This is a genomic window from Candidatus Edwardsbacteria bacterium RifOxyA12_full_54_48, assembly GCA_001777915.1.
In the GTDB taxonomy this organism is placed as follows: Bacteria; Edwardsbacteria; AC1; order AC1; family EtOH8; genus UBA2226.
In genome coordinates this window covers 481,072-507,907 of the sequence record MFFN01000004.1, presented here as the reverse complement: position 1 = coordinate 507,907, position 26,836 = coordinate 481,072, and the positions used below count along the sequence as shown (strand labels likewise).

The 26,836-nt window shown below is 53.8% G+C and carries 23 protein-coding genes; 9 read left to right on the top strand and 14 right to left on the bottom strand.

What is annotated here, in order from left to right:
• Positions 1 to 15: 15 nt before the first annotated feature.
• Genes A2273_03895 through A2273_03885 form a run of 3 tightly spaced genes read right to left on the bottom strand, consistent with a single transcriptional unit; the run spans position 16 to position 1,737 of the window.
• A complete protein-coding gene (locus A2273_03895; GenBank protein ID OGF07619.1) occupies positions 16 to 450 on the bottom strand; it encodes a hypothetical protein in 435 nt (144 codons plus the stop codon).
• Positions 451 to 496: 46 nt separating this feature from the next.
• Positions 497 to 1,003 (bottom strand): hypothetical protein, encoded by a 507-nt coding sequence (locus A2273_03890; GenBank protein OGF07618.1) that lies wholly within the window; start codon positions 1,001 to 1,003, stop codon positions 497 to 499.
• Positions 1,004 to 1,008: 5 nt separating this feature from the next.
• Positions 1,009 to 1,737, bottom strand: coding sequence for a hypothetical protein (locus tag A2273_03885; protein OGF07617.1), 729 nt, complete (start codon positions 1,735 to 1,737; stop codon positions 1,009 to 1,011).
• Positions 1,738 to 2,449: 712 nt separating this feature from the next.
• On the opposite strand from A2273_03885, the gene A2273_03880 reads away from it, so the two are divergent.
• The 9 genes from A2273_03880 to A2273_03840 all read left to right on the top strand — a co-directional run bounded on the left by A2273_03880 (position 2,450) and on the right by A2273_03840 (position 12,382).
• Positions 2,450 to 2,794 (top strand): hypothetical protein, encoded by a 345-nt coding sequence (locus tag A2273_03880; protein ID OGF07616.1) that lies wholly within the window; start codon positions 2,450 to 2,452, stop codon positions 2,792 to 2,794.
• 140 nt (positions 2,795 to 2,934) lie between these two features.
• Complete coding sequence (locus tag A2273_03875) at positions 2,935 to 4,053, top strand: 3-isopropylmalate dehydrogenase (GenBank protein OGF07615.1); 1,119 nt, start codon at positions 2,935 to 2,937, stop codon at positions 4,051 to 4,053.
• Positions 4,054 to 5,147: 1,094 nt separating this feature from the next.
• Positions 5,148 to 6,332 (top strand): CoA-transferase, encoded by a 1,185-nt coding sequence (locus tag A2273_03870; GenBank protein OGF08017.1) that lies wholly within the window; start codon positions 5,148 to 5,150, stop codon positions 6,330 to 6,332.
• A gap of 56 nt (positions 6,333 to 6,388) precedes the next feature.
• Positions 6,389 to 6,997 (top strand): hypothetical protein, encoded by a 609-nt coding sequence (locus A2273_03865; protein ID OGF07614.1) that lies wholly within the window; start codon positions 6,389 to 6,391, stop codon positions 6,995 to 6,997.
• A 19-nt stretch (positions 6,998 to 7,016) separates the two neighbouring features.
• Complete coding sequence (locus tag A2273_03860; protein ID OGF07613.1) at positions 7,017 to 7,805, top strand: hypothetical protein; 789 nt, start codon at positions 7,017 to 7,019, stop codon at positions 7,803 to 7,805.
• Between the two features lie 177 nt (positions 7,806 to 7,982).
• A complete protein-coding gene (locus A2273_03855) occupies positions 7,983 to 8,915 on the top strand; it encodes a hypothetical protein (GenBank protein OGF07612.1) in 933 nt (310 codons plus the stop codon).
• Between the two features lie 11 nt (positions 8,916 to 8,926).
• Positions 8,927 to 10,423 (top strand): hypothetical protein, encoded by a 1,497-nt coding sequence (locus tag A2273_03850; GenBank protein OGF07611.1) that lies wholly within the window; start codon positions 8,927 to 8,929, stop codon positions 10,421 to 10,423.
• 52 nt (positions 10,424 to 10,475) lie between these two features.
• Positions 10,476 to 11,885: a hypothetical protein gene (locus A2273_03845; protein ID OGF07610.1), complete on the top strand. Its 1,410-nt coding sequence runs from the start codon at positions 10,476 to 10,478 to the stop codon at positions 11,883 to 11,885.
• A 2-nt stretch (positions 11,886 to 11,887) separates the two neighbouring features.
• The gene (locus A2273_03840) at positions 11,888 to 12,382 is read left to right on the top strand and encodes a hypothetical protein (GenBank protein OGF07609.1); all 495 of its coding nucleotides are present in this window, start codon (positions 11,888 to 11,890) and stop codon (positions 12,380 to 12,382) included.
• 101 nt (positions 12,383 to 12,483) lie between these two features.
• Here A2273_03840 and A2273_03835 read toward each other — a convergent pair whose 3' ends face one another.
• The 11 genes from A2273_03835 to A2273_03785 form a co-directional block, all read right to left on the bottom strand.
• Positions 12,484 to 13,905: a hypothetical protein gene (locus A2273_03835; protein ID OGF07608.1), complete on the bottom strand. Its 1,422-nt coding sequence runs from the start codon at positions 13,903 to 13,905 to the stop codon at positions 12,484 to 12,486.
• Between the two features lie 4 nt (positions 13,906 to 13,909).
• Entirely contained in the window at positions 13,910 to 15,031 is a 1,122-nt protein-coding gene (locus A2273_03830; GenBank protein ID OGF07607.1) for a hypothetical protein, read from the bottom strand.
• A gap of 61 nt (positions 15,032 to 15,092) precedes the next feature.
• Positions 15,093 to 15,845: a hypothetical protein gene (locus A2273_03825; protein ID OGF07606.1), complete on the bottom strand. Its 753-nt coding sequence runs from the start codon at positions 15,843 to 15,845 to the stop codon at positions 15,093 to 15,095.
• Positions 15,846 to 16,044: 199 nt separating this feature from the next.
• Positions 16,045 to 16,491 carry a hypothetical protein gene (locus tag A2273_03820; GenBank protein OGF07605.1) on the bottom strand — a complete coding sequence of 149 codons (447 nt, stop codon included), beginning with the start codon at positions 16,489 to 16,491 and terminating at the stop codon, positions 16,045 to 16,047.
• 66 nt (positions 16,492 to 16,557) lie between these two features.
• The gene (locus A2273_03815) at positions 16,558 to 17,817 is read right to left on the bottom strand and encodes a hypothetical protein (GenBank protein OGF07604.1); all 1,260 of its coding nucleotides are present in this window, start codon (positions 17,815 to 17,817) and stop codon (positions 16,558 to 16,560) included.
• A 90-nt stretch (positions 17,818 to 17,907) separates the two neighbouring features.
• A complete protein-coding gene (locus A2273_03810; GenBank protein ID OGF07603.1) occupies positions 17,908 to 18,372 on the bottom strand; it encodes a hypothetical protein in 465 nt (154 codons plus the stop codon).
• A 65-nt stretch (positions 18,373 to 18,437) separates the two neighbouring features.
• Complete coding sequence (locus tag A2273_03805; GenBank protein ID OGF08016.1) at positions 18,438 to 18,794, bottom strand: hypothetical protein; 357 nt, start codon at positions 18,792 to 18,794, stop codon at positions 18,438 to 18,440.
• Positions 18,795 to 18,867: 73 nt separating this feature from the next.
• Positions 18,868 to 21,141, bottom strand: a complete 2,274-nt coding sequence (locus A2273_03800) for a hypothetical protein (protein ID OGF07602.1) — start codon at positions 21,139 to 21,141, stop codon at positions 18,868 to 18,870.
• The gene (locus A2273_03795) at positions 21,138 to 22,187 is read right to left on the bottom strand and encodes a hypothetical protein (GenBank protein OGF08015.1); all 1,050 of its coding nucleotides are present in this window, start codon (positions 22,185 to 22,187) and stop codon (positions 21,138 to 21,140) included. Before A2273_03795 ends, A2273_03800 begins: the two co-directional genes overlap by 4 nt.
• Before the next feature lie 1,125 nt (positions 22,188 to 23,312).
• Positions 23,313 to 24,320, bottom strand: a complete 1,008-nt coding sequence (locus A2273_03790; protein ID OGF07601.1) for a hypothetical protein — start codon at positions 24,318 to 24,320, stop codon at positions 23,313 to 23,315.
• Positions 24,321 to 24,441: 121 nt separating this feature from the next.
• Positions 24,442 to 26,700 (bottom strand): hypothetical protein, encoded by a 2,259-nt coding sequence (locus tag A2273_03785; protein OGF07600.1) that lies wholly within the window; start codon positions 26,698 to 26,700, stop codon positions 24,442 to 24,444.
• Positions 26,701 to 26,836 lie beyond the last annotated feature (136 nt).

The following is a 26,836-nucleotide window of genomic DNA, read 5'->3' as shown; positions in this document are numbered from 1 at the left end:
AAGGCGCGAAGAACGCTAAGGGTTATTATATTGTTGCTTTTTAAAAATTGTTTCTATAACGGTTTTGTCAACTTCGCCGCGCTTGACCATTTCTTTTAATTCATGTTTTGTTAGTAATTCTGCTGGATTGACAATCGTTTCAGCAACCAGCTCCAATCTAAATTCCCGCCGGGTGTTCCATTCATCTCCTTTGGACATAGTTGAATTGGGAACCGCCACGATGTCGTTCTTACATACCAATCCCAATAGACGATAGACAAAACCTTTTATAAAAGGGCCGGTATGTTTCCATTTTGCTCCGTTGCCAACCACCACCGCCGGTTTATGGGAAAATATTCGGGCAATTTCGAATTGTTGGGTTATCGTGCTTCCGGCTTTAAGCCTGGTCAATTTTTGGGGTGAGCCGTGATACCAAGGTTTGTCCGATCCAATTTGGTTAGACTTTTCCATGGCCGTTATTAGTTTAATATAATAATCAGTACGCGAATCATTGTTATCAATAATTACTATGGTCCTTTATAGTCACCAACTCCCGCCCGCACTTTTCGCATTTTTCCTGGTACCAGGTAAAGGGCTCTCCGCAATCGGGACAGCTCCATTTGTTTTTCTGCTCCTCCAGCCAGAATACCAGACCCTTTACTTTAAGCGAATCGAGATTTTTGAACATCACGGCGCAGTGCGGCAGGACTTCCTTTATCCGCTCCACCATTTGGAGCCTTTCCTTTACCAACGGACAGGGATAGTCGGAGCAGAGTATGCAGGCCTCAATCTTTTTTCCTGAAGCGCAGGCCCGAATTCCGCATTTCCGGCAGCCCTCGTACAGCGAATCCGTCTTGCAGCCCCGGCATTCCAGAGGGGCCGGCGGTATATTATCCCTCAGGGGGGCCGGCAGGTCCTCCCATTTGGCCGGAATGCCTGTCGCCAGGGCCTTTTTATAGGCCGCCACTATCTCGCAGGCCCCGCAATAGAGCCCGCAGAAAGAACCGGGATTGAAATCAGTCATACGGTTTATCCGTTTTTTTCTCGATACCCTTCGGCCGCCTTGACGAACCTTTCGAACAGCCTCCTGTGCTCCGGCATGGTCTCGGCGATCCGTTCGGGATGCCACTGCACCCCCAGCATGAACCCGCCGTTTCCGGATGATTCAAACCCCTCGATCACCCCGTCCGGGGCCCAGGCTGCGGCCTTAAGGCCCGGAGCCGGATCCCTGACCGCCTGGTGGTGGACGCTGTTCACCGAGACAGAGGTGGAGCCCAGGATGGAGGCCAGGCAGGAATCCGGGGCGATGCTGACCGAATGGACCGCCTGATTGGGCAGGTCCTCCCGGTAATGATCGAAGGAGGAGCCCTGCTCGTCGGCGATGTCCTGGTACAGCCCGCCTCCCAGAGCCACGTTCATTATCTGCATGCCCCGGCAGATGCCCAGCATCGGCATTTTCCTATGAGCGGCCCGTCTGATCAGGGCCAGCTCAAAATCGTCCCGCAGCGGATTGAAGAACTTGGCTTTGGGGTGATTCTCGGCCCCCAGATGCTTGGCCTCAATATCGCCCCCTCCGATCAGCAGCAGCCCGTCCATCATATCCAGGGCCTGGTCGCAGCGGTCGATGATGGCCGGCACCACTATGGGATACCCTCCGGCCCCGGTGACGGCCCGGACGTAGGGCCCGGTCAGGATATGGTGATGGCTGGTCTGATCGGGGCTGCGCAGGGCGGTAAGCCCGATAATGGGATCTTTCATATGTTCTTTCATGGCCGCTGTTTGGTGGGTTGATCTTCGAGTAACCTAGGGGTTATCATATCATAATTTATGGTGTTTTCGCAAGCGACCATCCGGGTTTATTTGCACCTGGCGATACCCTATTAGGCCTTTTGTTTAAGACTGTCGGGGACCTATTTCGTTTCCCGAACAGAAATTAAGTTTTATCCGAGATAAGGTCTGCACTATCTCCAGTATTACTTTCTTAGTCATAAGAAAGTAACCAAAGAAGTCTTCACCGCCCAGCTCCGCGGTTAGTAAGGCCTACGCCCCGACACTCATTGAACCAGAACAAGCATGATGCAAATGACACAATGATTGCTTTATCGAAGCTGAAGCATAGCCGCTCCACTGAAGGCGGGGCCCCAACCCCACCCCTTCCCTCCCCTCGAGGGGAGGGAGGCCGGCAGGCAGGGAGAGGTCCGGGTCGCATCAGCGCTGCCGCCTGGCAAAAGCCGCCGTTAAGAATGTTTTGCCTGCTGTAGCCCTACTTCGTGGTCAAGACATTTAGGCGGCTGGTTTGGGGGCTTCCGGACAGCGGTGCAGCGACAGTTCTCTTTGTAGCTTTCTCTTCAAAGAGAAAGCGGAGAAAAGAAAGAAATAAGGTAAAACAAAAAAACATTTGACAACCGGGCGATATTTTGATATCATCTATATAGCCATATAGCTATATAAGCATATTGAAGGACGGCCGATGCAAAACCTGGTCAAAGTGTTCAAAGCCCTGGGGGACCGGAACCGGATAAGGATAATCAAGATGCTTCAGGAGAAGCCCATGAGTGTCAATGAGTTGACCGCGGTCCTGGGCATCTCCCAGCCCAGCGTTTCCCGCCACCTGCATCTGCTCAAGGGAGCCGGGTTGGTGGAGGACAAGCGGGACGCCCTGTGGGTCAACTACCGGCTTTCCGCCGCCGCCGCCAATGAATATGTTCCGATCCTGCTCAAGCACATCACCCGGTGGGCCAACCAGGACAGCATGGTAAGCCAGGATCACAAAAAGATGAAAAAGGTGGACCGCCGAAAAATAAAAAAGGAGTGATGCGGCGAAGTTTATCCTGGAAACGGGTCGCCTTTTCCGGGAACCAGTTCTGCTTGACAGGGCGGTTTTAATTAAGGTAAAATGATAATCTGTTCGAAGATTATTAAATAAATTTAACAATATCGACAAGGAGTCATTCAATGGCCAAGTACAAGATAGCCTGGCTGCCGGGCGACGGCATCGGCATCGAGGTGATGGAAGCCGCCAAAATAGTGCTGGATGCGGTCAAGTTCGACGCCGAATACACCCACGGGGATATCGGCTGGGAGTTCTGGTGCAAGGAGGGCGAAGCTTTCCCCCAGCGGACCATAGATCTTTTGGGCAAAGTTGACGCCGCCATGTTCGGAGCCATCACCTCCAAGCCGGTCAAGGCCGCCGAGAAGGAACTCATTCCCGAGCTTCAGGGCAAAGGCATGGTCTACCGCTCCCCCATCGTCCGGATGCGCCAGCTGTTCGACCTCTACACCTGCCTCCGCCCATGCAAGGCCTATCCCGGCAACCCGCTCAATTACAAGACCGACATCGACCTGGCCGTGTTCCGGGAGAACACCGAGGGGCTGTATTCCGGAGTGGAGTTCAACCCGGTGCCGCAGGAGATCAAAGACGCCCTGGCCAAGGCCTCCAAACCCTTCGCCGCCTTCAAGGACGTGCCGCTGGAGCAGTACGCCATCACCTGCAAGATCAACACCAAAAAGGGTTCGGAGCGGATAGTGCGGGCGGCCTTCGAGTACGCCAAGAAGTACGGCAAGAAGAAGGTGACCATCGTCCACAAGGCCAACGTGGTGCGGGCCACCGAGGGGCTGTTCCTGGAGATCGGCAAGGAGGTGGCCAAAGACTATCCCGGCATCCAATGCGACGACGCCAACGTGGACGCCATCTGCATGTGGCTGCTGAAGAATCCCATGAATTATTCGGTGCTGGTGGCCACCAATCTTTTCGGCGACATCATTTCCGACCTGTGCGCCCAGATGGTGGGCGGACTGGGCTTCGGCTGCTCCGGGAACATCGGGCAGAAGCTGGCGGTGTTCGAGCCCACCCACGGCTCGGCCCCCAAATACGCCGGGATGTATAAGACCAATCCCATCGCCACCATTCTGGCCGCCAAGATGATGCTGACCTGGCTGGGCGAGACCGAAAAGGCCGACAGGATAGAGGCCGCGGTGGCCGCGGTGATCGCCGAGGGCCGGGCCCGGACCTACGACATGGGCGGCGACACCAAGACCCTGGAAATGGCCCAGGCCATCGCCGATAAATTGTGATCTTTCGAAACGTGTTTTAATTGTCATTCCCGCGCAGGCGGGAATCCAGAGAGATACCATGGATTCCTGCTTTCCCACGGCCCCGATAAAATCGGAGCCTCGACTTTGTCGGGGCGCGGCGCAGGAATGACATCCCTCTGTGTTTTCAACCGTAAATCATATAACATATAATTATGTCTGAGATTTTCATTCACGAGGTGGGCCTTAGGGACGGCCTGCAGATCGAGAAACAGTTGGTGCCCATGGACGTCAAGATCAAATGGATCGACGCCCTGATGGAGTCCGGCCTGGATATCATCCAGGTGGGCTCCTTCGTCCATCAGGTGAAGGTGCCCCAGATGGCCGACACCGACTCCCTGTTCGAGCACTATACCAAAAACGGCAAGCCGAACCCCAAGACCATCCTGTCCGGACTGGTGCTGAACGAAAAGGGTTTCGAGCGCGGCTTGGCCTGCGGGGTGGAGATGTTCTGCATGGGAGTCTCGGCCTCCGAGACCCACAGCCAGAAGAACACCGGGATGAGCCCGGACAAGGCCATGGACCAGATCCTGTCAATGGCCAAAAAGGCCCGGGACGCCGGCAAAAAGGTCCAGGCCTCGGTCCAGTCGGCCTTCGGCTGCGGCTTCGACGGCCCCATCCCCGAGGACAAGGTGCTGGCCATGGTCAAAAAATACCTGGAAGCCGGGATCAGGAACATCAGCCTGGCCGACACCGCCGGCCACGCCAATCCCCAGCAGGTGGAGCGGCTGTTCTCCGCCATCAGAAAGATGGACCCCAAGGTGGAACTGGCCTGCCATTTCCACAATACTTATGGGCTGGGAATGGCCAACTGCTATGCCGCCCTGAACGCCGGGGTGAAGTACATCGAGACGGCCTTCGGCGGACTGGGTGGCTGTCCCTTCACCAAGGTGGCGGCCGGCAACGTGCCCACCGAGGATCTGGTCCATTCCCTGCAGCGGGCCGAGCTTCGGACCGATATCGATCTGTTCCGGCTGCTGGATGTGGCCCAGGAGGTTTCCGTATTCTTTAACCGCGAACTGCCGGGCGCCGTGCTCAAGTCCGGTTCACTTATAAAGCCGAGGCCGAAAAAAATGATGAATAATGTCCGGGTGCTGGACATGACCAATGTCCTGTCCGGCCCCTTCTCCACCATGCACCTGGCCCTGTTGGGCGCCGAGGTGATCAAGATCGAGAACCCCGAGGGCGGCGACCTGGCCCGCAAGCTGGGGGCGGTCCCGGCGTTGAACCAGAAACTAATGGGAACTAGCTTTCTGGCCCAGAACGCCAACAAGAAATCCATCACCTTAAATTTGAAGGCCGAGGAGGCCAAGGAGATCTTCCGCAAGCTGCTGAAGACCGCCGACGTTCTGGTGGAAAATTTCCGCCCCGGGGTGATGGACCGGCTGGGCTTCTCATACGCCGAGATCAGGAAGATCAACCCCAAGATCATTTACTGCGCCATCTCCGGGTTCGGCCAGGCCGGGCCCGACGCCTTCAAGCCGGCCTATGACCAGATCATCCAGGGCCTGTCCGGGGTGATGGACGTCAACGGCGACGAGCGCCTGCATCCCTTGCGGGCCGGCTTCCCGGTGTGCGACACGGTGGGCGGCCTCAATGCCGCCTTCGCCATCATGGCCGCTTTGTATTATAGGGAGAAGACCGGCCAGGGCCAGTTCATCGACATCGCATTATTGGACTCCATCATGCCCCTGATGGGCTGGGTGGCGGCCAATTTATTGATCGGCGGGCAGCAGCCGGTGGCCATGGGCAACGACAATTTCACCGCCGCGCCCTCGGGAACTTTCGTGACCAAGGACGGCTTCGTCAACATCGCCGCCAACCAGCAGAAGCAGTGGGAGGACCTGGCCACCGTGCTGGGCGTACCGGAGCTGTTGACCGATCCCAGGTTCCAGGAGCGGGACACCCGCAAGAAGAACCGAAAAGAGTTGACACCCCTGCTGGAGGCCAAGCTCAAACAGCAGACCACCGACTACTGGGTGGAGGCGCTGAACGCCAAGGGCATTCCCACCGGCGACATCTTCAGCCTGGAGAAGGCCCTCAACGCCGAGCAAGTGAAGTACCGCCAGACCATCGAGAGCATCAAGGACCCGGACCTGGGCGAGCTGAAGCTGTTCAACCTGTCGGCCAAGTTCTCGGCCACCCCGGCCTCGATCGACGCCCCGCCGCCGACCCTGGGACAGCACCAGCAGGAGATCCTGACCCAGCTGGGCTATACGGCGGAAGAGATCAAGGCCATGAAGGACAAAGCGGCAATTTAATTAATGACGGAACTCACGACATCCCCGGGACCCAACCAGAGCCAGCGGTGAACCGGATGACCATCTACTGCGAACCCGTTACCCATCTGGGCCGGAAATGGGTCAGGCTGGACATCGCTGACGAGATCCCAGCGGCCGAGATCAAAACAAGGCTGCCCAGCCTGCACTGGCGAGCCGGCTCCCATGAGGGCCTGATGCCCTGGCGGGAGAACTGGCTGGCCTACCTGCAGGCCAAGCTGGACGGCCTGGCCGAGGTAAGCGACGCGCCCCAGCCCGGCCGGCGGGCCAAACGGAGCGCTGACGGGCCCCGGACGGACGGGCTGAAAAGAAGGCGTTCATCGTCCCAAAGCCCGGCCCTGCCGCCGGAGTACCTGGAACAGCTCCGCCAGCGCAATTACAGCGAGGCCACCATCCGGGTCTATGTGTCTCATTTTAATTTGCTGCTGGCCCATACCAGGCACCGGCCGCCCCAGGAACTGGGCCCGGCGGAGATCCAGGCTTACCTGGAATACCTAAGCGTCGAGAAGGGCGTGTCCGGGAGCTATAGGAACCAGGCCATGAGCGCCATCAAGTTTTACTTTGAGCAGGTGCTGACCCCGGCGCGGGAGATCTGCCCACCGGCGGCAGGGGATATCAAGACTATGAAGAAGAAAACAACTTTTTAACATTATAAAACAGACTTTTATGAATGATTTATTTTTTATTGCTGCAGATTATATAAAAGGCAATTCTATCTATCGTCCTGTGCGTAGAATATTTAATTTGCTTTTTAATATAAGTATTGCTTCATTCATATATGAAAAGATTTATGAGCAATATTATTGGTTTGATTACTATGACTATAAGAGCATATTGGATTATTTTGTTAAGGGTAATTTTTTTATACCTTTGAGTATTTTTATTGCGGCATATGGCATCACTCATATTATTTCTCTTACAACCTTTTACCTAATAACATATTCAAAGACGGTAAAATGGACTAAATCCATAATTGACTATAAGGTAAAAAAAGAAACCGTTGCCAATAAAATAAACGAGATAAGTGCTATATCAAAAAAAGTTATCCCCATTGAATTAACGGAAACAATGCTTATTGAAGTTTACAATCATTTAAAAAATAAACTAACGCCGGAAAATTATAATAATATTGAAAAGGGCTTAACCGAACAGAAAAATGAACTGATGGCAAATTATCATTTCATTTTTCGGGCTTTAATAACAATTACTATATATTTTATTTCCCTATCCACCTTTGGTTGGCTTCTTTACTTGCTAACCACATTAACACTACTTGTGACGCTCTATTTATTAACGCTGTCATACCGTTTACTTGATATTTTACCAGTATTGTTTAGCAAATTCCAGGCAGAGGCAGAGCTATATATAGTTGCTCACTACAACGAGCGAAACCAAAAAACGGAAGTTATTAAAACACACAAACACACTCGGCGCACAATTAAGGTTAAAAAGTAATAAATGAATAAGTGCATTTATTGTCTTAAAGAAGACGCACCAACAAGTTTTACATGTCGTGATCATATTGTATTGCGTAATATTGGTGGTCTTAACCGTTTACCTGTCGGATTTGTTTGTGATGAGTGCAACCAATATTTTAGTTTTTTGGAACGGCGTTTTATTTATGATTCAATCATGGCTATTCCTAAACAGTTTAGAGGTCCTTCGGGTAGAAGTGGTGTCTATCAAACAAGATTGCATTTAATAATGCGTGGGTCGACTACCTTAGGGCTTGGATATATAGAACAAGGTGGTTATCCTTGTCTTGCGCCTCAATTTAAATATATAAATGAAAATGAGGCGGCTTTTGCGGCTAATGAAAGAGATCGCGGTAATCTGGAAGCTATTCTTAATGATTTTAAAGCTTTGTGTAGTACGACCCCTAATGAAAATATAATATTTATAATGGATGATCGCATAGAACCAAATCATCCCATTTTAGCAATGTTTAAAGGCAAATTATTTGCGGGCATTAATAATGAAAGCGATAAACCTTTATTGTTTGATTTAAAAGAAAGCTGCAAGACCACAACGCCCACACCGACAGATTTAGCTAACAGCAAAACAACAATCTCATACGTCACCAGCCATCAATCCCTACCATTTTCTTTAGATGAGCATTTTAGGATTATTGGTAAAATGATTTTAAATTGTTTGGCTATGCATTTTTCACAAGAAACAGCTCTGCATGCAACATTTAATGATTTTAGGGAATATGTCAGATTTGGAAGCAATGCCTCTCAATTTAGTTATGTTTCTATAATCCCGAAGTTTAGTGGCCATAGCATTTATGAGAATCTTTCATCTGGGTTAAAACTTACCGAAAATTCTCATTTATTACTTTGTGGCAATGTAAATCAAGCAAACAATGTTTTTGGCATTGTAAGCCTTTATAATGGTGGTTTTGAATATGCCATTCGACTACAAACTACCTATGGTAGTTTATTTGATAGTATTCCCTTAAGGATGCTACATGTCGAGTACGAAACAAAAAAAGAATATGAAATTATTAAAACGATTATTGCCGAAAGTGACAAATTGCATGAAGACATGTTTCGCACTTCATAAATAATGATGTTATGCATAAGCCGCACATTACAAGGACATATGGTCCTATTCATTTTGAAGATTTAGATCCCCATCGCTTTGAGGATCTAGTTAGAGAATTAATTTATGACTATAAGGACTGGCAAAGCATAGAAGCTACCGGCAGAAGTGGAAGCGATGAAGGTTTTGATATTCGTGCGTACGAAAAAACAGAAACTCCTTCACGCGAAAACACTGCTGAGGACGACGAAGTTTCTGAAATTCATCCTATGGAAGGTAATCTATGGATGATACAAGGGAAAAGAGAAAAAGAGATTGGACCTAAACGGGTACAAGCAATTGTTGCTGAAGCCGATATTAAAACCCCACCTTATGGATACATATTAGCTGCATCTGCAAATTTCTCTAAAGAATCCTATGATATTTTCAGGGAAGAACTACGTAAAAAAGGAGTGATGGAATTTTATCTATGGGGTAAGGCCGAACTAGAAGACATGTTATATTTACCCAAAAACGATAGGCTTCTTTTTACATTTTTTGGTATTTCATTGGTTAGTAAAAGAAGATCAAGAGTAACAGAACTACGCGCCGGAGTAATTACAAAAAATAAATTATATAAAATACTCGGGGATAATTATCATTTTAACACACCAATACTTGTTAGAGACTTAAAAGATATAAAGTATCCGTATAAAGACGATTATACGGATTTTGATAAATATCCACGCTGGAAAGAATATATCGCATTTGAGCATCATCCACTTGGTATTTTATGCCATTGTCATGAATATTATGCATATATTGATTATGATAAAAAAGAATTCGATTTTACTAAATTATTTGATTTGACAACCAACTACCATGTGATTGAACTTGATCCCGAAAAAAGACGTATCGAGTCAGAAAAACATGAATTGACTCTTGATACATGGAATTTTATTCCCAATTGTAACAAAGGTTATATTACAATTGATGGCTTAATAAAATATTCAGATATTTTACTTGTGGATAGTATTGGTGATATAAGCCATAAATGCGCACATATATATGTTGATTACAACAAAAATGATGATCCTTTCGCTGGCTATATTAAAACTTTTAGAATTATTGGTGGCGGAGAAGAATTTTATAGTGATGAATACTCACGGATTAAAATATTTCCCGAAAAACACACGAAATTACCAGTTACCAAAATTTATAAAAAGAAAATGGTTTTATTAAATGACGAAAGTTATAAAGCTTTTCAAGAATGTAAATTAGATGAATTATATGATATGGATGATAAATATGGCTTTTTAAAACCACGGGATGTAATTCAAATTTACAATAAAGCACAAAAGGGCGAAAAACGTTTCATACAGATAACGCATAAATATTCAACAACAATAGAAAAGTATCTTACGCGTGCTAGTCAAAAGAATAGGTCAGGGGAGAACATAAAGATTCAACTTGGCTCTGATAATAAGAATACCATAAATATTAATGTCTATGAATTTCAGACATATTTCCCGCCCAAGCAACAAAAGTAATAATAAACCAAATGTTTATTAACATGTTAGGAGTTACAGTATGGGAATGACAATGGTCCAAAAGATCCTGGCCAGGGCCACCGGCCAGGCAGCCGTCAAAGTGAACGACGTGGTCGAGCCCAAGGTCAGCCTGGCCATGTCCCACGAGAACGGCGCACTGGTGATCAACCAATTCAACGAGATCTACCAGGACACCGGGATCGAGGCCAGGGTCTGGGATCCGTCAAAGATCGCCATCATCTTTGACCACCGGGTGCCGGCCGAGAGCTCCAAGACCGCCGGGAACCAGAAGAAGATCCGCGAGTTCGTGGCCAAACAGGGCATCACCAAATTCCACGACATCCGGGGCGATGAGGGCGGCATCTGCCATCAGATACTGCCCGAGAACGGCTACGTCCTGCCGGGATCGGTGGTGGTCGGCACCGACAGCCACACCACCAGCCACGGGGCCCTGGGCGCCTTCTCCTTCGGCATCGGGGCCACCGAGATGGCCGCGGTCTGGGCCCTGGGCAAGATCCTGAACGTGGAGGTGCCGGGGACCATCAAGGTGGTGGTCAACGGGACCCTGCCCAAGTACGTCGAACCCAAGGATATCATATTGCACCTGATCGGCAAGCTTTCCGCCGAGGGTGCCAACTTCAAGGTGATCGAGTTCCACGGCGAGACCATCAGGAAGATGTCCACCTCCGGCCGTCTGGTGCTGTGCAACATGACGGTGGAGGCCGGCGCCACCGGCGGCATCGTCCCGCCGGATAACGAGACCGTGCGCTACCTGAAGACAGAAGCCGGGGTCAAGAACATCCCCGAGCTGTTCGGCCCGGATGCCGACGCGGTTTACGAACAGGTGGTGGAGATCGACGCTTCCAAACTGGAGCCCCAGATCGCCTTCCCCCACACCGTGGATAACGTCAAGCCGGTGGGCGCCGCCCGCGGCATCAAGGTCCAGCAGATCGTGATCGGCTCCTGCACCAACGGCCGCCTGGACGACCTGGCCATTGCCGCCGGAATATTAAAGGGCAAGAAAGTGGCCCGCAGCGTCCGGATGCTGGTGTTCCCGGCCTCCACCCGTATCTATCAGCAGGCCTTGAAGAAGGGTTACGTGGAGATATTCATGAAGGCCGGCGCGGTGGTGATGAACTCCGGCTGCGGCCCCTGCCTGGGCGTGCACCAGGGAGCCCTGGCCGACGGCGACAAGGCCCTGGCCACCACCAATAGGAATTTCAAGGGGCGGATGGGCAATCCTAATGCCGAGGTCTACTTAAGCTCGGCGGCCACCGCCGCGGCCTCGGCCATAACTGGCGAGATCACCGATCCCCGCACGGTCAGCCCGGCACCGAAAGCCAAGAAGGTTAAACCTATTAAAACAACTAAAAAGAAAGTTGTGGTCAAGAAGGCCGGGGAAAAAGCCAAGAAAATTGCCCCTCGACAGGCTCGGGGTGTCACCAAGAAAGGGAGGAAATAAAGATGGGTAAAGTAGTATTGAAACTGGGCGCCGATATCTCCACCGATATCATCTATCCCGGCCGTTTCATGGCCACGGTTCTCCCCACCGAGACCCCCCAGTTCGCCTTTGTGGACGACGCCGCGTTCAACCAGAAGCTTAAATCCAAGCAGATCGAGCCCGGCAGCTTCATCGTAGCCGACAAGAACTTCGGCTGCGGCTCCTCCCGGGAACAGGCCGCCTCCTGCCTGGTGGGCTGGGGCCTGAAGGTGATCGCCAAGAATTTCTCCCGGATATTCCTGCAGAACTCCATCAACGTCGGATTGTACATGGTGATCTGTCCCAACATCGAGGCCAACGAGGGCGATGAGTTGGCAATAGAGAATGGCAAGGTAATCAACCAGACCAGCGGCAAGAGCTTTGACATCGTGCCTTTGCCAAAAGCCCGCCAGGCCATCATCGACGCCGGAGGACTGATCCCCTATACCCGTAAGATGGTTCTGGCCGGAAGGAGATAGACGACCATTGCCCACGAAATGACGCGAAGATATTTTCCAGGTTTCTTGTCTTGGAACACAAAACCCCCCGCCTTTGGCGGGGGGTTTTTAATTACAGCCTTTCAGCCGTTATCCAATTGCTTTTTTAGTTCGTAGATTTCGTCAATCTCTTTTCTCGCCAGAAAACTTTCCTTCAGCTCCGGCTCCAGCTGTCCGGTGATGGAATCTATCTTTTCGATCGCCTTGGCGATGTTCTCCCGAGCCCGGGCCGTATCGCCCAGGTGATGATCCGTTTTCGCCAAGTTATGCCAGGCGTCTATCTCCAGCTCGATGGCCGAGACCGCCTCCTCGTCCTCGACGATCATGGTCCGGGACAGAACGTCGGCCAGCAGGTCCCGGGCCTTGGCCAGCAGGGCGCGGTCCGCCCCCTGCGCCAGGGCCCGGCTGATGATGATCTTGGCGTTGAGCACCTGGTGGCGGTGGGTGTTGAACCTCTCGATCTCCAGCGATATCTGGATGGCCTTATCCAGGCACGGGGCGGCCTTTTCCGGCTGGCCCCAGGCCAGGTATAGCTCGGCCATCTCGGCCAGGATGCTGGCCTCCTTGCCCCGGCCCTTGACCTCTCCGGCCACCTTCAGGGCCTTGGTGAATTCCTTTTCGGCCTGCTGGTGGTCCCCGGCGCTCTGGCAGATCCGGCCCAGGCCGGCATGGCCGAAGGCATCGCCCACCAGGTTGTTGATTTTCTTGTTGATCACCAGGTACCGGTCATAAAATTCCCGGGCCGGTTGGTATCTCCCCAGGGCATAATAGATCTCGCCCAGGTTGTTGCAGGAGATGGCCATCGACAGCAGTTCCCCGGATCGCTCGGCCATATTGAAGGACTTGAGCTGGTACTCCAGGGCCCGGGCGAACATCCCCCTGGCCTTATAGATGCCGCTGAGGTTGTTGTACACCGAGCCGGTGCGCGACTCCTCCCCCAGTTCCTCCAGCAGTCCGATCTCTTTGTCGTAGTATCCGATGGCCCGGTCGTGCTCGCCGACGGTGCTGTCGATCAGACCCAGAATGTGGTACAGCGAGGCCCGGGCGCTGGCGGTCTCCCGGTCGGTCTTGCCGGCCCTCATCTCCAGCACCAGGCCGGCCCCGTCGGTGAAGCTGCGGGCCCGCTCCAGGTAGCCCTGCCGGAAATATATCCAGGCCAGATTGCGATAGGCATGGAACAGGTCCAGCGAACCTGGATTACCGGACAGGTTCACTATGGCTTTCTCCAGGTAAACCACCGCCTCCTCGAAGCGGCTCTGCCTCAGCAGGTTCTCTCCCCGTTTGATCAGGATGATGTTCCGCTGCTCATCGGTATAGGCGTTCTTCTCCAGCTCGTCCAGCATCATCGCCGACTGTTCCTTGTATCCCTTGGCATCGGCCAGGTCGAACAGGCTGATGCCAGCGGCGAACTTCTCCCTGGGGACCGCTGCCTTGTGATAGCCTTCCAGCAGGGCTGCCAGGTCGGGATCGTCCTGGTATTTTGTTTCTTCAGGTTTATCCGTCATTTTATCATCGTTTCTTGTTCAGCCATTTCAGGGGATCCACCGGCTTGCCGCCCTGGCGGACCTCGAAATGCAGGATGGGCCCGTCCACCGAGCCGCCCACAGTCCCGATCTGCTGGAATATCTCCACCCGGGAGCCGGTGGCCACCAAGATGTCGCTCAGGTTTCCGTAAAGGGTGTAGAAGCCCGACTGGTGGTCAATCAGCACCACGTTTCCGTAGCCGATGAATCTTTCGGCGTAGACCACCTTGCCGGCGGCCACCGACCGCACCGGGGCCCCGGCGGCCGAAAGGATGTCTATCCCGTTGTTCTGGATATAGGTGTTGTATTTCTCGTGTTTCTTCAGGCCGAAGCTGGAGTACAGCTTTCCGTCCGCCGGCCAGTTCAGCGAGCCCTGGTTCCTCTCCAGATAGCTGGGAGCCGCCGGCACGTGGGAGTTGCGGCTGCGGGCCAGCTCTGCCTTGCGTTCCTTCTCCAGCTGGTCGATTATCCTTTGCAATTTCCTGGCCGACTCCTGGAGCTCCCTGACCAGCGCCTCCTTGGATGATTTCTCCCGCTGCACCCGGCTCAACAGTTTCTTCTGCTGGGCCTCATCATCGCTCAGGTTGGACGCCTCCCGCTCGGTCTCGCCCTTGACCTGGGCCAGGGTCATCAGCTTGCTCTCCCGGTCCTGTTTGTCCCGAACGATCAGGCGCTTTTTACTGTCGATGTTGTTATAGAGACTCCGGTCCTGTTCGGTGATCAGGCTCATGTACTTATACCTTTTGGCCATATCGGCAAAGGACCGCTCCGACACCAGAACCTCCCACTGGAAGAGCCCGCCTTTTTTATACATCTCCCTTAAGCGGACGGCCATCAGGGCCTCCTGTTTGGCCAGCTGTGATTCGGTGCTCAGCAGCTGCTCCCCCAGGCTCTTCAGGTCCTTGTTCAGTCGGGCTTCCTTCTGCCGCAGGGCGGACAATACCTGCCGGGTCAGGCGGACCTGCTCCGAGGTGCGTTCCAGCTGGCCCAGAATGCCCTTCTCCTGCCCCTTCAGTTCCGAGGCTCTGGCCCTGGCCTCTGACAGTTTGCGTTTTACTTCTTTAAGGGCGTCCTCCTGGTCATCAATGCTTTGACCGTGGGTATTCAACGCCGTCAACGCCAGAGCCAAAAACAAATATAAGATTGGGAGTGCTTTTCTCATTCAGATATTATTTATTTTCGGAAATAAGCGATATCTGTTCTCCGGCCTTTCGGATGATTATATCGCCGAACAGGGAATCCTGCGCCACCTTCACCCGGCCCAGCCGGATCAGCTCCAGCAGGGCGAAGAAGGTGACCACGATCACCAGTTTGCGTCGTTCGTTGACAAAAAGATCTGTGAATTTTATTTGTGATCTCCCCTGGACCTCCCGGAGAATGAAATCGATCCTTTCTTCTATGGTGATATCCTCGCCCACTATCTCGTACAGCCGGACCTTGTCTATCCGCTCCACCACCTGGCGGAAGGCCGACAGCAGTTCGTACAGCCCCACCTCCGGCACCGGCGGCTCGGCGGCAACCTCCTCCTGCTTCTCTATTGCCCCCTTGGGCCGGGGGAACATCAGCCGCTGCACCTCTTCGCGGTCCTCCAGCCGGGAGGCGGCCTCCTTGAATTTCTTGTATTCCAGCAGCTGGCGCACCAGGTCCTGGCGGGGATCCTCCATCTCGCCCTCGATCTCCACGTGATGCGGCAGCAGGAGCTTGGATTTGATCTTCAGCAGGGTGGCGGCCATCACCAGAAACTCGCCGGCCAGGTCGATATCCAGGGCCTTCATGATCTCGATGTATTCCAGGTACTGCTGGGTGATCCGGGCGATGGGGATGTCGTAGATGTCCAGCTCCTCCTGCCGGATGAGGTACAGCAGCAGGTCCAGTGGTCCTTCGAAGATCTCCAGTCTTACCTGGTATGGTTGGTTAGGCATTTATTGTATCTGCTCCTAATATATTTAGTATTGTCACCCTGAGACAGCCCTCTTGCTAGTCAAGCCGAACGGGTGACTAATTTTAATATCTTATTTATTCCCACACTTCAGACTGTCGGGCGAAGAGTCCTCTCAGTGTGACAATTTTCTATCAGGCTACAAGGGTACTTCACAATAAGGTTAGTTGTAATGCTTACTATTAATTCCCGGGCATCCTTTTTATCTCTTTTTCGTTCCAGGTGCGAATTGTTTGCGTTTGATCTGGAACTATCATTGGTTTATCGGGAAAACCCCAAGGTGGTGTTGCAAGTTTAGGGTCGAACTGCAATTTTATTTTATAAAAGCCTTCGTTATCTACTTTTACTGTATCTTTGGGTAAAATCTTTTTCTTTGGTAAAAAACCTGGCATTGATATCTGCAAGGAGCAGATTTCAAAAGGGATGTTGTCTATTACAAAGTTTCCACTACTATCCGTCGATGTCCAATTTGTAGTGCCTAAATTTTGAATCATAGCGCCAGGTATAAGCTCCTTTGTCTCAGCATCAATAATAATACCTGTAATCTTTCCCATATCGCCAGCATCGGTACTAACAGCGAAGATAACTAACACAGAAACGATAAAACAAAAGTTGAATATTATTTTCATATGGCTTAATCTCCTTTCAGGCGTTACGCGCCCCCACCTCCGTGTCTCTGTGCCTCTGTGGCAGAGTTATTCTGTCTGCTGCATGTGTTCCCTCAGATCCAGCCTCCTCAGCTTGGGCGCCAGCCGGGCCACCGCGGCGGCCACCGCCAGGGTCATCCCGCTGTTAAACAGCAGGGACGGCACCAGGCCCATCAGTTTGGCCGCCACTCCGGACTCGAAGGCCCCGATCTCGTTGGAGGAGCCGATGAACACGCTGTTGACCGAGGCCACCCGCCCCCGCATATTGTCCGGGGTGTACAGCTGGACAATAGTGGAGCGGATCACCACGCTGATGTTGTCGAACAGTCCGGACAGGGCCAGCATAAAAAAGGCCAGGTAGAAATTCCGGGACAGGGCAAATCCGGCCATGCACAGCCCGAAGCCCGCCACCACCCACAGCAGTTTTTTACCGGCGCTCTTCACCGGCGGATGGTGGGCCAGCCATAACGACATCACCATGGCGCCCACCGCCGGGGCGGCCCTTAAGAAACCCAGTCCCCTGGGCCCGGTGTTAAGCACGTCGGCCGCGAACATCGGCAGGATGGCCAGCGCCCCGCCGAACAGCACCGCAAACATGTCCAGCGACATGGCCGAAAGCAGCAGCTGGTGCTTGAACACGAACCGGATCCCGGTGGACAGGCTCTTCAGTATCGGCTCCTTGGTCCGGGGGCCGGTGATGGGATAGCTCCGGATGTTCAAAAAGGCGGTGAGGCTTATCAAGGCAGAGGTTATGGCCGTGATATAGGCGGCGCTGACCCCGAAGAATCCGTAGATCAGCCCTCCCGCGGCCGGGCCGGACACCGCCGCTATCTGCCACACCAGGCTGGTCCAGGCCGAGGAGCGGGGATACATGGCGCGGGGCACTATCTGGGCGGCGATGGCCACATTGGCCGGATAGACGAAGCCCCGCACCGCCCCCAGGAAGAACATCACGGCGTAGATGGGGAAGACCCCCTTGTCCCGCAATATGTGCGACTGTTTCAGGCTGAGCAGCAGCAGGGCCGCCCCTCCCAGCAGCAGCAGGAAATTGGTGACGATCAGGATCTTCCTGCGGTCCACGATGTCGGCCACATGCCCGGCGAACATGGCCACTGCGAAGAACGACAGGGCCTCGGCCAGGCCCAGCAGGCCCAGGGCCATGGGGTCCTTGGTTATCTGGTAGATCTGCCAGCCCACGATGACCGCGGTCATCTGGATGGAGATGGTGAGGAAGAAGCGGCCGAACAGGAATTTCCTGAAATCGGGTATTTTCAGTACGTCGTAAGCCTGGCTTTTTTCCGTCGTCATTTATTTGTCAGATTGATATTCAGACCACCCCTTTGTCCCCTCCTTGATCAAGGAGGGGATTTTTTAATGCTGTTTATTTCTAAAGACATTTTATGGCTTACTGGGGTATCGTTTTATATCCTCTGGCGTGTAAATATGAACATTGGGATAGGTTGATAATGGCCACATCATGTCGCCGTGACCCAAACCTGGTATTGGTTTAGCCACCAATCTAATCCATATTCCTGTCTCGGTTTTTCTTATATCAATATATTTTGTTGTAAATGGTTCATAACCTCCCCCCTTTTCCTCGGCACTCACTTTATATTTTCCGTATAAAATGTTTTTATAAATACATTTACCATTTGAATCTGTTATTACAGTATCTCGTTTCCCTTTGATATATATTTTTATATCAGGCAACGGCTCTTTGGTATCAGAATCCAAAACCATCACTTTTAAAACTCCATACTTTGGCAATGTGTCCGTTTTTACCAAAGTGGTATCGGTTTGTTGGGCATTTAGCAAAACACCATGAAGCAAAAGCAAACAGGTACCAAAAATTACTTTTTTCATATCGCTCTCACAATATAACTGCCTTTTATCATCCCCTCCTTATTCAAGGAGGGGGTAGGGGGTGGTCAACAGGCTTCAGCCGATATGGCCTTAAGCACATCCTCTACGTTTTGTATAACGTCTTCATTGGTAAATCTTAACACTTTTATTCCCAGGGCCTCTATGGTCTTCTGCCGGGCTTTATCATAGGTCGCTTGTTTTTTCTCTTCGTGAACGTCGCCGTCCAGCTCTATGGCCAGCCTTTTTTCGGGGCAATAAAAGTCAACAATAAACCCGCCGATGCTGTGCTGGCGCCGGAACTTCAAACCGTTCAATTGTTTTTTCTTTAAAAATCGCCAGAGTATTATCTCGGCCCGGGTTGAGTTATTACGCAGAAATTTTCTTCTTTGTTGATATTCTGGTTTATTGTGCAATTGCGCCATACGCAATACCCCATAGCTTTTTAGACCACCCCTTTATCCCCTCCTTGATCAAGGAGGGGATCGATCAGATTCTCTACTTGGTCTTCATCACGAACACGCCGTCCCAGTTCTCCGGCGGCGGCAGCACCTTGAAATCCTCGCAGCGGCCGATGTAGGCCTGGCTGGGTCCGTCTTCGGGATCCACTTCCAGGGCCTGCCGGAACACGGCCTCAGCCTGGTCCCACTGCTTGCCCCGATAAAGCTCCAGGCCCTTCAGGTAGATCTCCACCGCCTTCTTTTTCTTTTCGCTGACGTCGGCCTGGGACAGACCCAGCAGTTCGTACACCCGCACCGGCTGTTCCTTGCCCACCACCCGCAGCATGTCCAGCTCCCGCACCGGGTACAGGCCCTTGACCTTGGCGTAGGTGAACTCCGACATCATGATGGCCGTGCCATATTCCTTGTTGGCCCCCTCCAGCCGCGAGCCCAGGTTGATGGAGTCTCCCATGGCGGTGTAGCTCTTCTTCTTTTCCGAACCCACGTTGCCCACCGTCACCATGCCGGTGTTCATCCCGAACCGGGTGAAAAGATTGGGCATGTTCCTCTTGGCCAGGTCGGCATTGAGTATCTGCAGACGCTGGTTCATGGCCCAGACGCATTTGATGCATGTCTCGGCGTGCTTGGGGTCGTCGGTGGGGGCGCCCCAGAAGGCCATGATGGCGTCGCCCTCGTACTTGCTGATGTAGCCGCCGTATTCCAGCACCACATCGGACATGGCCCCCAGGTACTCGTTGATCAGGGCGATCAGGCGTTCCGGGGTCCCCAGTTTCTCAGAGAAGCTAGAAAAGCCCTTGATGTCGGAGAAGAAGACCGTGACCTCCTTCTTGTCGCCGCCCATCAGCAGCATCTCGGGGTTGGCCATTATCTTGTCCACCAGATCCTTGGACATGTAGCCCTGGAACATGTTCTTGATCCAGACCTTCTGTTTCTCCTCGGTCAGATAGCGATACCCCAGGATGGCCATGTTGGTGAACAGCACCACCGCCAGCGGGCGCACCATCTCCACCCAGATCAATGATTTGTCGAACAGCGCCGTTGCGGCCACAAAATAAGCCACCACCAGCCCGGTCAGGATCAGACCGGAATTGACCGGCTTGAACCTTAGGGAAACGAATACCGTCAGCAGGCCGATCGCTATCAGCAGGGCCAGTTGTATATGCCAGGAGACCACTGTCACGAACTTTCCGGTAAGCAATGTCTCCATGATATTGGCATGGATCTCCGGCCCGGGAAACTGGTTGGAGAACGGCACCACCCGCAGGTCCATCAGGCCGGCGGCGGTGGCCCCGACGATCACTATCTTGTCTTTGAAATACTCGGCCGGCACCAGTTCCATCAACACGTCGGAATAAGAAATATACCGGAATTTCTTGAATTGCCCGAAATAGCTGATCAGCATCCGGCCTTCATTGTCAATGGGGATCTTTAGTTTGTCTCCGCATTTTATAAACTTTCCCAGTTCGACGGCAACTTGGTCCTTGCCCACCCCCATTTTATCCAGCACTATTTGGAAGTCCATGGATGGATAACTGTGGTCGTTGAGGGCCATAAATAACGGGATCCTTCGGGCCGTCCCGTCTTCATCCAATTCAATGTTGTAATACCCTGTTCCCCGGGCCGATTCCAGCAGGACCGGCACCGGCGGGAAGATGCTGGCCACCTGGTACAGGTCCCCGGCAATGTTAAGATATTTGAATTTTTCGGTGGCATCTGCCGGAAGAAGGTAGGAATATTTACGCGTGCCAAGGTCGGAGCTGTCGTCCGGTTCGCCAGTGGTAAGGTAGAAGGGAAAGTAGACGTTGCCGCTGGACCTGGTGGCGGCGGCAAAATCAAGGTCGTATCCCCAAGAGTAAAGCACCGCATCTATGGTCGAGGTGAGCTGGGCGGGGGTTAGCGGTATCTTCAGGTCCTTCAGTTGTGATGATATATTCTCTGTCTTGGCATCCTCAAACAGCTGGACAACATCCGGCATCAGGCTGTCACTCTCCACAAAGAAGATGTCGAAAGCCACTGCCGAAGCCCCGCCTTGGGCCAGGTAGTCGGCCACCTTGGCGTGGTACAGTCGTGGCCAGTTGTAGAAACGCCCCAGCTTGGCCAGGGACTGGTCGTCGATGTCCACTATAATGACATCATCTATGTCCTGCTCTCCCATCTGCCCTACCCGCAGTCGATAACGAAGGTCGTAGGTCTTGTTCTCCATGCCCTGGAACAGGCTGGGAAATAGATATGATATAGCCAGCACCGCGGCCACCACGGCGATGCCCACCAGGGCCCCGGTGGTCTTTTTGCTCCTTATGACATTGCTCATTTCTTCTCCTCATTCTCTAAAGCCGATACGAATGCTTCCACCAGTTTGGGATTGAACTGGGTTCCGCTGTCCTGGCGCAATCTTCGGACCGATTCCTCCATCCCCAGCCCTTTCCGGTAGGGGCGATCGGAGTTCATGGCATCGTAGGAGTCGCCCACGCAGATGATCTGGGCGTCCATCGGCACCTGGTCGCCGGACAGGCCGGCCGGATACCCCTTGCCGTCCAGCTTCTCGTGGTGGTAGCGCACCCCGGGGATGATGGCTTTCATCTGCTTGATGGGCTCCAGGGCCTCGGCCCCCTTGTTGGGATGGTCCTTGACGATGGCGAATTCCTCGGCGGTCAGGCCGGAGGGTTTTTTAAGGATGGCATCCGGCATCCCGATCTTGCCCACGTCGTGCAGCAGGGCCGCCAGTTCCAGCCTTTTGCGGTTCTCGGTGTCATATCCCAATTGGTCGGCGATCATCAGGGCGTACTGGGTGACCCGGGAGGAATGGCCGGCGGTATAGTCGTCCTTGGCGTCTATCAGGCTGACCACGGTGCGGATGGAATTCAAAAACAGCTCCTGGAGGTCGGTGTACAGGCTGGCGTTCTCGATGGCCACCGCCGCCTGGCGGGCCAGGGTCTCGAACAGTTCCACGTCCTCCCGGGAGAACAGCCCGCCCTTCTTGTTGAGCACCTGGGCCACCCCGATCAGCTTGTTCTTGGGCTTCAGGGGCACGGTGATGGCGTTGCGGGTCTGGAATTTTGACTTCTCGTCCACCTTGGAATAGAAGCGGGGGTCCTTGGTGACGTCCGGCACCAACAGGGTCTGCATGTGCTCGGCCGCCCAGCCCACCATCCCCTTGCCCCAGGGCACCCGGATCTGCTTGACCGCATCGCCGGCATCGCCGGTGGCGATCTCGAAGAAGAACTCGTGCTTCTCCTCGTCGTATAAAAATATGGACGAGGCCTCGGCGTCGATGACGTCCTTGGCCACATTCATCACCGTCTCCAGCACCCTTTTGACATCCAGCGAGGAGGAGATCAGGGCTGACGTTTCGGCCATGGCGGAGATGCGCTCCACCTTCTCCCGGGCCTCGGAATACAGCCGGCTGTTCTCTATCAGGGTGGAAAGATGGGCTCCCAGCAGCTCGATGATCTCCAGGTCGTCGTCGTTATAGTCCTCGTCCCTCAGCTTGTTGATCAGCTCCACCACCCCGATCACCTCGGCCCGGGATTTCAACGGCACGCACAGGATGCTGCGGGTGGGGAAATCCACATTATCGGCGATCTCCTTCTTCCACTTGGGCTCGGAGGCCACATCGTTGACGGTCAGCGGGATGCCGGTCTTGGCCACCCAGCCGGCGATACCCTGCCCGACGGGGATCTCCAGGCCCTCCAGCTTGGCGGAGGCCGACCCCTTGACGATGGAGAATTTCAAAGTTGTGCGGTCGGAGGACAGCAGTAATAAGGACCCGGCCTCGGAGGGCGCGATCTCTGTCACCAGGTCCATGGCCCGGTCCAACAGCGGCTGGACATCGAAGGTGCTGGCGGCGATCTCGTTGACCCTTTGGAGCACCTTCAGCTTCATCTTGAGGCTGGAGAGCTCGCTCTTGGCGGTGGGCATCAGGGCCATTCGGCGCGAGACGGCCCCGTGGACGGTTTTTTTCTTCTTGGGCGCAGGCATGGCATCCCTCCCTGAAAAGGCATTATAGTTTATTATATTGTCTAAGTGATTTGGCAAAGATGTTTTAACATCTTATTTTATAACAACCTCCGGTTTAAAGCAAGCATTAATTGTGCTTAAATTTTAGGCAATAACAGACGGGGGTTTCAACCACCAAAGCACCAAGGCACAAAGATTTTTTAACCTTTGGCATAGTGTCATTACGAGAAAGCAACCTTAATTTTCAGACGAAGTAATCTGGTTTATATTGCAAAGACCTGACGGCGTACTGTCCCTAATTAGAAATATCGAAGGGGCGGGCCTCAGACCCAACCCCGTTTCAGCCGGTTCCCGCGTCATTGCGAGAAAACTACGAAGATTTACAAACGAAGCAATCCCCTTTCTTCTTCTATCTTCAGAGAGAAGGGGCTGGGGGGTGAGTCATCCCGGGCAATTAAAAAACCGGTCGCAAGACCGGCTAAAAATTTGTTCTATTAATTATCTTGACCCCGGGCGTTCTTTTATCTATATTTTGACCGCTCGTTCCTCTTTCAGCGAAAGGCTCACCGCCGCCAGGATCTTCACCACCTCCAGCCCGTTCTGCCCGTCGCTTATGGGCTGCTTGTGTTCCCTGACGCATTCGATGAAATGATTGGCCTCTATCTTCAGCGGTTCCTGCATCTTGAAATACGGGATGTGGATATCCCCGTCCCTTAGGGTCAGCACCTCGTCATAGCTGCCGTAGCGCTTCTCCTGGTTGACCCCCTTGTCGTAGATCCGGATCTTCTCGGTGGCCTCCATGTCGTCGAAGGTCACCATCTTCTTGCTGCCCACCACCGTGAACTTGCGGATCTTGTGGGGGTCCAGCCAGCTCACCTGGGCCTGGGCCACCTGCCCGCCGGGGAAATCCAGCGAGAAGAACACCACGTCCTCGATGCCCTTCTGCAGGAAGCATTTTCCGTTGGCCAGGGCCTGGTCCGGGTTCTGGTCCATCAAATAGAGCATCACCGAGATGTCGTGGGGGGCCAGGCTCCACAGGGCGTTCTCGTTCTTGCGGATGGCGCCCAAGTTGACCCGGGTGGAGTACAGGTACAGTATCTGCCCCAGCTCGCCGGATTTCACCAGCTCCTTCAAATACCTGACCGCCGGATGGTACAGCAGCAGGTGGCCGGTCATCAATATCAGATCTTTGTCCTTGGCGATCTTCACCAGCTCCTCGGCGTCCTTGACATTCAGGGCCAGGGGCTTCTCCACCATCACGTGCTTGCCGGCCTCCAAAGACATTTTGGCCAGGGCGTGGTGCGATTCGGAATTGGTGGCGATCACCACCGCATCGAGATCCTTGTCTTCCAGGGCCGCTTTAAGGTCCCCGGACGTTTTGGCGGTCGGGGAGAAGCTTTTTGCCCGCTGAAGATTTTTGGGGCTGGCGTCCACCAGCCAGGCCAAATAAGCCCCGGGCAGATTGGCATAGGTCCGGACCTGGTTGATGCCCCACTGGCCGCAGCCCACTACCGCTGTTTTAATGTCAGACATTTCTGGCTATATTATGTTATTGAATGATTGTTGAAAAGTTTTTACCGCAGAGCCGCAAGGCTAAATTATTCCCTCTCCTAATGCTTTAGGGGAGGGTGGGGTGTGGTCCGCCCAAGCACCTCTATCCCCGCCGGCCCCCGGGACGCAGGATGTCCCAGAATCTTCCCTTGCGCTTGACGTTCTGGCCATCATCGCTGTAGTAGTAATAATGGTAGTGATAGTAGTAATCGTAGCTGGAGCCGATCCCGGTCAGGTCGATCTTATTGAGGATCGATCCCAGGATATTGGCGTTGACGTTGCTCAGCAGGCTCTTGGCCCTGGCCAGGGCCCGGCGATCGGTGCCGTGGGAGAGCACCACCAGCACCACCCCCTCCACCTGGTTGGACAGCACAGCGGTGTCGGTGACGGTGATCACCGGCGGGCTGTCGAACAGCACCAGGTCGTACTTGGCCTTCAACTGCTGGACCAGCTCCTTCATCCTCTGGGAGCCCAAAAGCTCCGAGGGGTTGGGGGGGATGGCCCCGCAGGTCAGAATGTCCAGGTTCTCCACCCCGGAGGGCTTGATCACCTTCTCCGGGGCCAGCCGCTCGGCCAGGATGTTGGTCATGCCCGGCTCCCGCTCCAGCCCGAACAGCGAGTGGACCACCGGGCGCCGCAGGTCGGCGTCTATCAGCAGGGTCTTGGCCCCGGCCAGGGCGGTGGTGAAGGCCAGGTTGGCCACGGTGGTGGACTTGCCCTCCGAGGGCGCGGCCGAGGTCACCACTATGGAGCGCAGCGGAGCGTCGATCTTGGAGAATTGGATGTTGGTCCGAATGGCCCGGTAGGCCTCGGAGATGGGCGAGCGGGGGGTGTATTTGGTCACCAGGGTGGAGGCGATCTTGGAGATCTCGTCCCGGCCGTTGCGCTTCTTCTTGCGGGGGCCCTCGGACTGGATACTGGGAATCAGCCCCAGCACCGGTATCCCGAAATTGGTCTCGATCTCCTCGGCGGTCTTGACCGAATTGTCCATGGAGTCCAGGAAGAATGACAGGCCCACCCCCAGCACCAGCCCCACCACCAGCCCGATCAGGAGATTCAGTGCCTTGCGGGGCTTGATGGGCGAAAGCGGCTCCTTGGCCGGGTCGATCACCCGGACGTTGCCGATCTTTCCGGCCTCGGTGATCTTGGCCTCCTCGTACTTCTCCAGCAGCATCTTATAGATGTTCTCGTTGACATCCTTGGCCCGCAGCAGGCGGGTCAGCTCCAGCTCCTTGTAGGGCAGCTTGGAGAGATCGCTTTCGTAGCCGGTGTTGAAATCCCGGATGGCCAGCTCCCGGGCCTCCAGGGAGATCAGTTCTATTTGGAGGGGCGGTATCTGGGCCAGCAAGTCGGACATCTCCGGCATGGGCTTGGCCTGGCCCCCCCGGCTGATGTTGGCCAGCTCCTCCACCAGCTTGTTCTTGGTGGCCTCGATCTGCCGGTTCAGTTTGTATATCTGGGGGTGTTCCGGATGGTAGCCCTTGATGGAAAGCTGGGTGGCCTCGATCTGCAGATCCAACAGGCTCTTTCGCAGCGAATCGGCCACCGCGCCGGAGGTCATTTTGCTGCTGCCCTCGGAGAAATCAGGCTTGTATTCCAGTTTGGTGTAGATGGCCTCCAGTTTCTTCTCCAGGGCCATCTTCTGGGTGACGGTGCCGGCGTACATCTTGTCAATCTCGGTCATCCGGGCCAGCACCTCCCGGGCCTCGTCGGACAGCGATACCACCTGGTTGCGGGCCTTGAAGCCCTTGATGGCGTCCTCGGCCTTGTAGAGCCCGGCCTCCACCGCCGGCAGCTGGACCTCGATGAATTTTCTGGTGGAGGAGGCCTGCTCCCTCTTGACCTGGGAGCTGCGCTCCTTGACCGTCTCGGCCACCAGATTGACCGTCCGGGCGGCGCTGGCCGGAGTGGGCCCCTGGAATTTTATCAGGATCACATCGGAGTCCCTGATGGGCTCGGCCGAGATGCCTTTCTTTATACGCTGGGACAGCAGTTGGCGTCTCCCCTCCTGGGACAGGCCCCGGCCCTGGTCTTTGAGTATCTCGGCGGCGGTCTCGGGAGCCAGTTTATGAGCCACCTCCTCGGCCAGGGTCCGAGCCTTGATCTCCTCGATCTGATTGACGATGTAGCTCTTACGGCTGAAAGCGTCGGAGACGTCGAAGGCGGCGATAGGCTCCCGGCTTTGCTCGAAGATGATGGTGGTCTGGCTCTCATAGACCGGCGGCAGGGTGAAATTGGCGATGATGATGGGCAGCAATATCCCGGCCAGGCAGACCAGGATCAGGGTCTTTCGTCTCCACAGCAGATCCACCACCTCGTAGAGGCTGGTCTCCTGTGGTTTGATATTCTGCTCAGCGGCCAATTTTCACCTGTCATTGATTTTTTTTAGGATTGAAAAAAGGAAGCAACTTGTCCGGCTTCCGGCCCGGCTGCCCTATGCCGTGCTTGATATCGGTCATAATCCCGGTGCAGACCGGCCAGAATGCTTACTTCCTTTT

What these genes read in the sequence shown, in the direction of transcription:
- A2273_03895 (OGF07619.1), bottom strand. Translation starts at nt 450, where the DNA reads ATGGAAAAGTCTAACCAAATTGGATCGGACAAACCTTGGTATCACGGC.
- A2273_03890 (OGF07618.1), bottom strand. Translation starts at nt 1,003, where the DNA reads ATGACTGATTTCAATCCCGGTTCTTTCTGCGGGCTCTATTGCGGGGCC.
- A2273_03885 (OGF07617.1), bottom strand. Translation starts at nt 1,737, where the DNA reads ATGAAAGATCCCATTATCGGGCTTACCGCCCTGCGCAGCCCCGATCAG.
- A2273_03880 (OGF07616.1), top strand. Translation starts at nt 2,450, where the DNA reads ATGCAAAACCTGGTCAAAGTGTTCAAAGCCCTGGGGGACCGGAACCGG.
- A2273_03875 (OGF07615.1), top strand. Translation starts at nt 2,935, where the DNA reads ATGGCCAAGTACAAGATAGCCTGGCTGCCGGGCGACGGCATCGGCATC.
- A2273_03870 (OGF08017.1), top strand. Translation starts at nt 5,148, where the DNA reads ATGAATAATGTCCGGGTGCTGGACATGACCAATGTCCTGTCCGGCCCC.
- A2273_03865 (OGF07614.1), top strand. Translation starts at nt 6,389, where the DNA reads ATGACCATCTACTGCGAACCCGTTACCCATCTGGGCCGGAAATGGGTC.
- A2273_03860 (OGF07613.1), top strand. Translation starts at nt 7,017, where the DNA reads ATGAATGATTTATTTTTTATTGCTGCAGATTATATAAAAGGCAATTCT.
- A2273_03855 (OGF07612.1), top strand. Translation starts at nt 7,983, where the DNA reads ATGGCTATTCCTAAACAGTTTAGAGGTCCTTCGGGTAGAAGTGGTGTC.
- A2273_03850 (OGF07611.1), top strand. Translation starts at nt 8,927, where the DNA reads ATGCATAAGCCGCACATTACAAGGACATATGGTCCTATTCATTTTGAA.
- A2273_03845 (OGF07610.1), top strand. Translation starts at nt 10,476, where the DNA reads ATGGTCCAAAAGATCCTGGCCAGGGCCACCGGCCAGGCAGCCGTCAAA.
- A2273_03840 (OGF07609.1), top strand. Translation starts at nt 11,888, where the DNA reads ATGGGTAAAGTAGTATTGAAACTGGGCGCCGATATCTCCACCGATATC.
- A2273_03835 (OGF07608.1), bottom strand. Translation starts at nt 13,905, where the DNA reads ATGACGGATAAACCTGAAGAAACAAAATACCAGGACGATCCCGACCTG.
- A2273_03825 (OGF07606.1), bottom strand. Translation starts at nt 15,845, where the DNA reads ATGCCTAACCAACCATACCAGGTAAGACTGGAGATCTTCGAAGGACCA.
- A2273_03820 (OGF07605.1), bottom strand. Translation starts at nt 16,491, where the DNA reads ATGAAAATAATATTCAACTTTTGTTTTATCGTTTCTGTGTTAGTTATC.
- A2273_03815 (OGF07604.1), bottom strand. Translation starts at nt 17,817, where the DNA reads ATGACGACGGAAAAAAGCCAGGCTTACGACGTACTGAAAATACCCGAT.
- A2273_03810 (OGF07603.1), bottom strand. Translation starts at nt 18,372, where the DNA reads ATGAAAAAAGTAATTTTTGGTACCTGTTTGCTTTTGCTTCATGGTGTT.
- A2273_03805 (OGF08016.1), bottom strand. Translation starts at nt 18,794, where the DNA reads ATGGCGCAATTGCACAATAAACCAGAATATCAACAAAGAAGAAAATTT.
- A2273_03800 (OGF07602.1), bottom strand. Translation starts at nt 21,141, where the DNA reads ATGAGCAATGTCATAAGGAGCAAAAAGACCACCGGGGCCCTGGTGGGC.
- A2273_03795 (OGF08015.1), bottom strand. Translation starts at nt 22,187, where the DNA reads ATGGCCGAAACGTCAGCCCTGATCTCCTCCTCGCTGGATGTCAAAAGG.
- A2273_03790 (OGF07601.1), bottom strand. Translation starts at nt 24,320, where the DNA reads ATGTCTGACATTAAAACAGCGGTAGTGGGCTGCGGCCAGTGGGGCATC.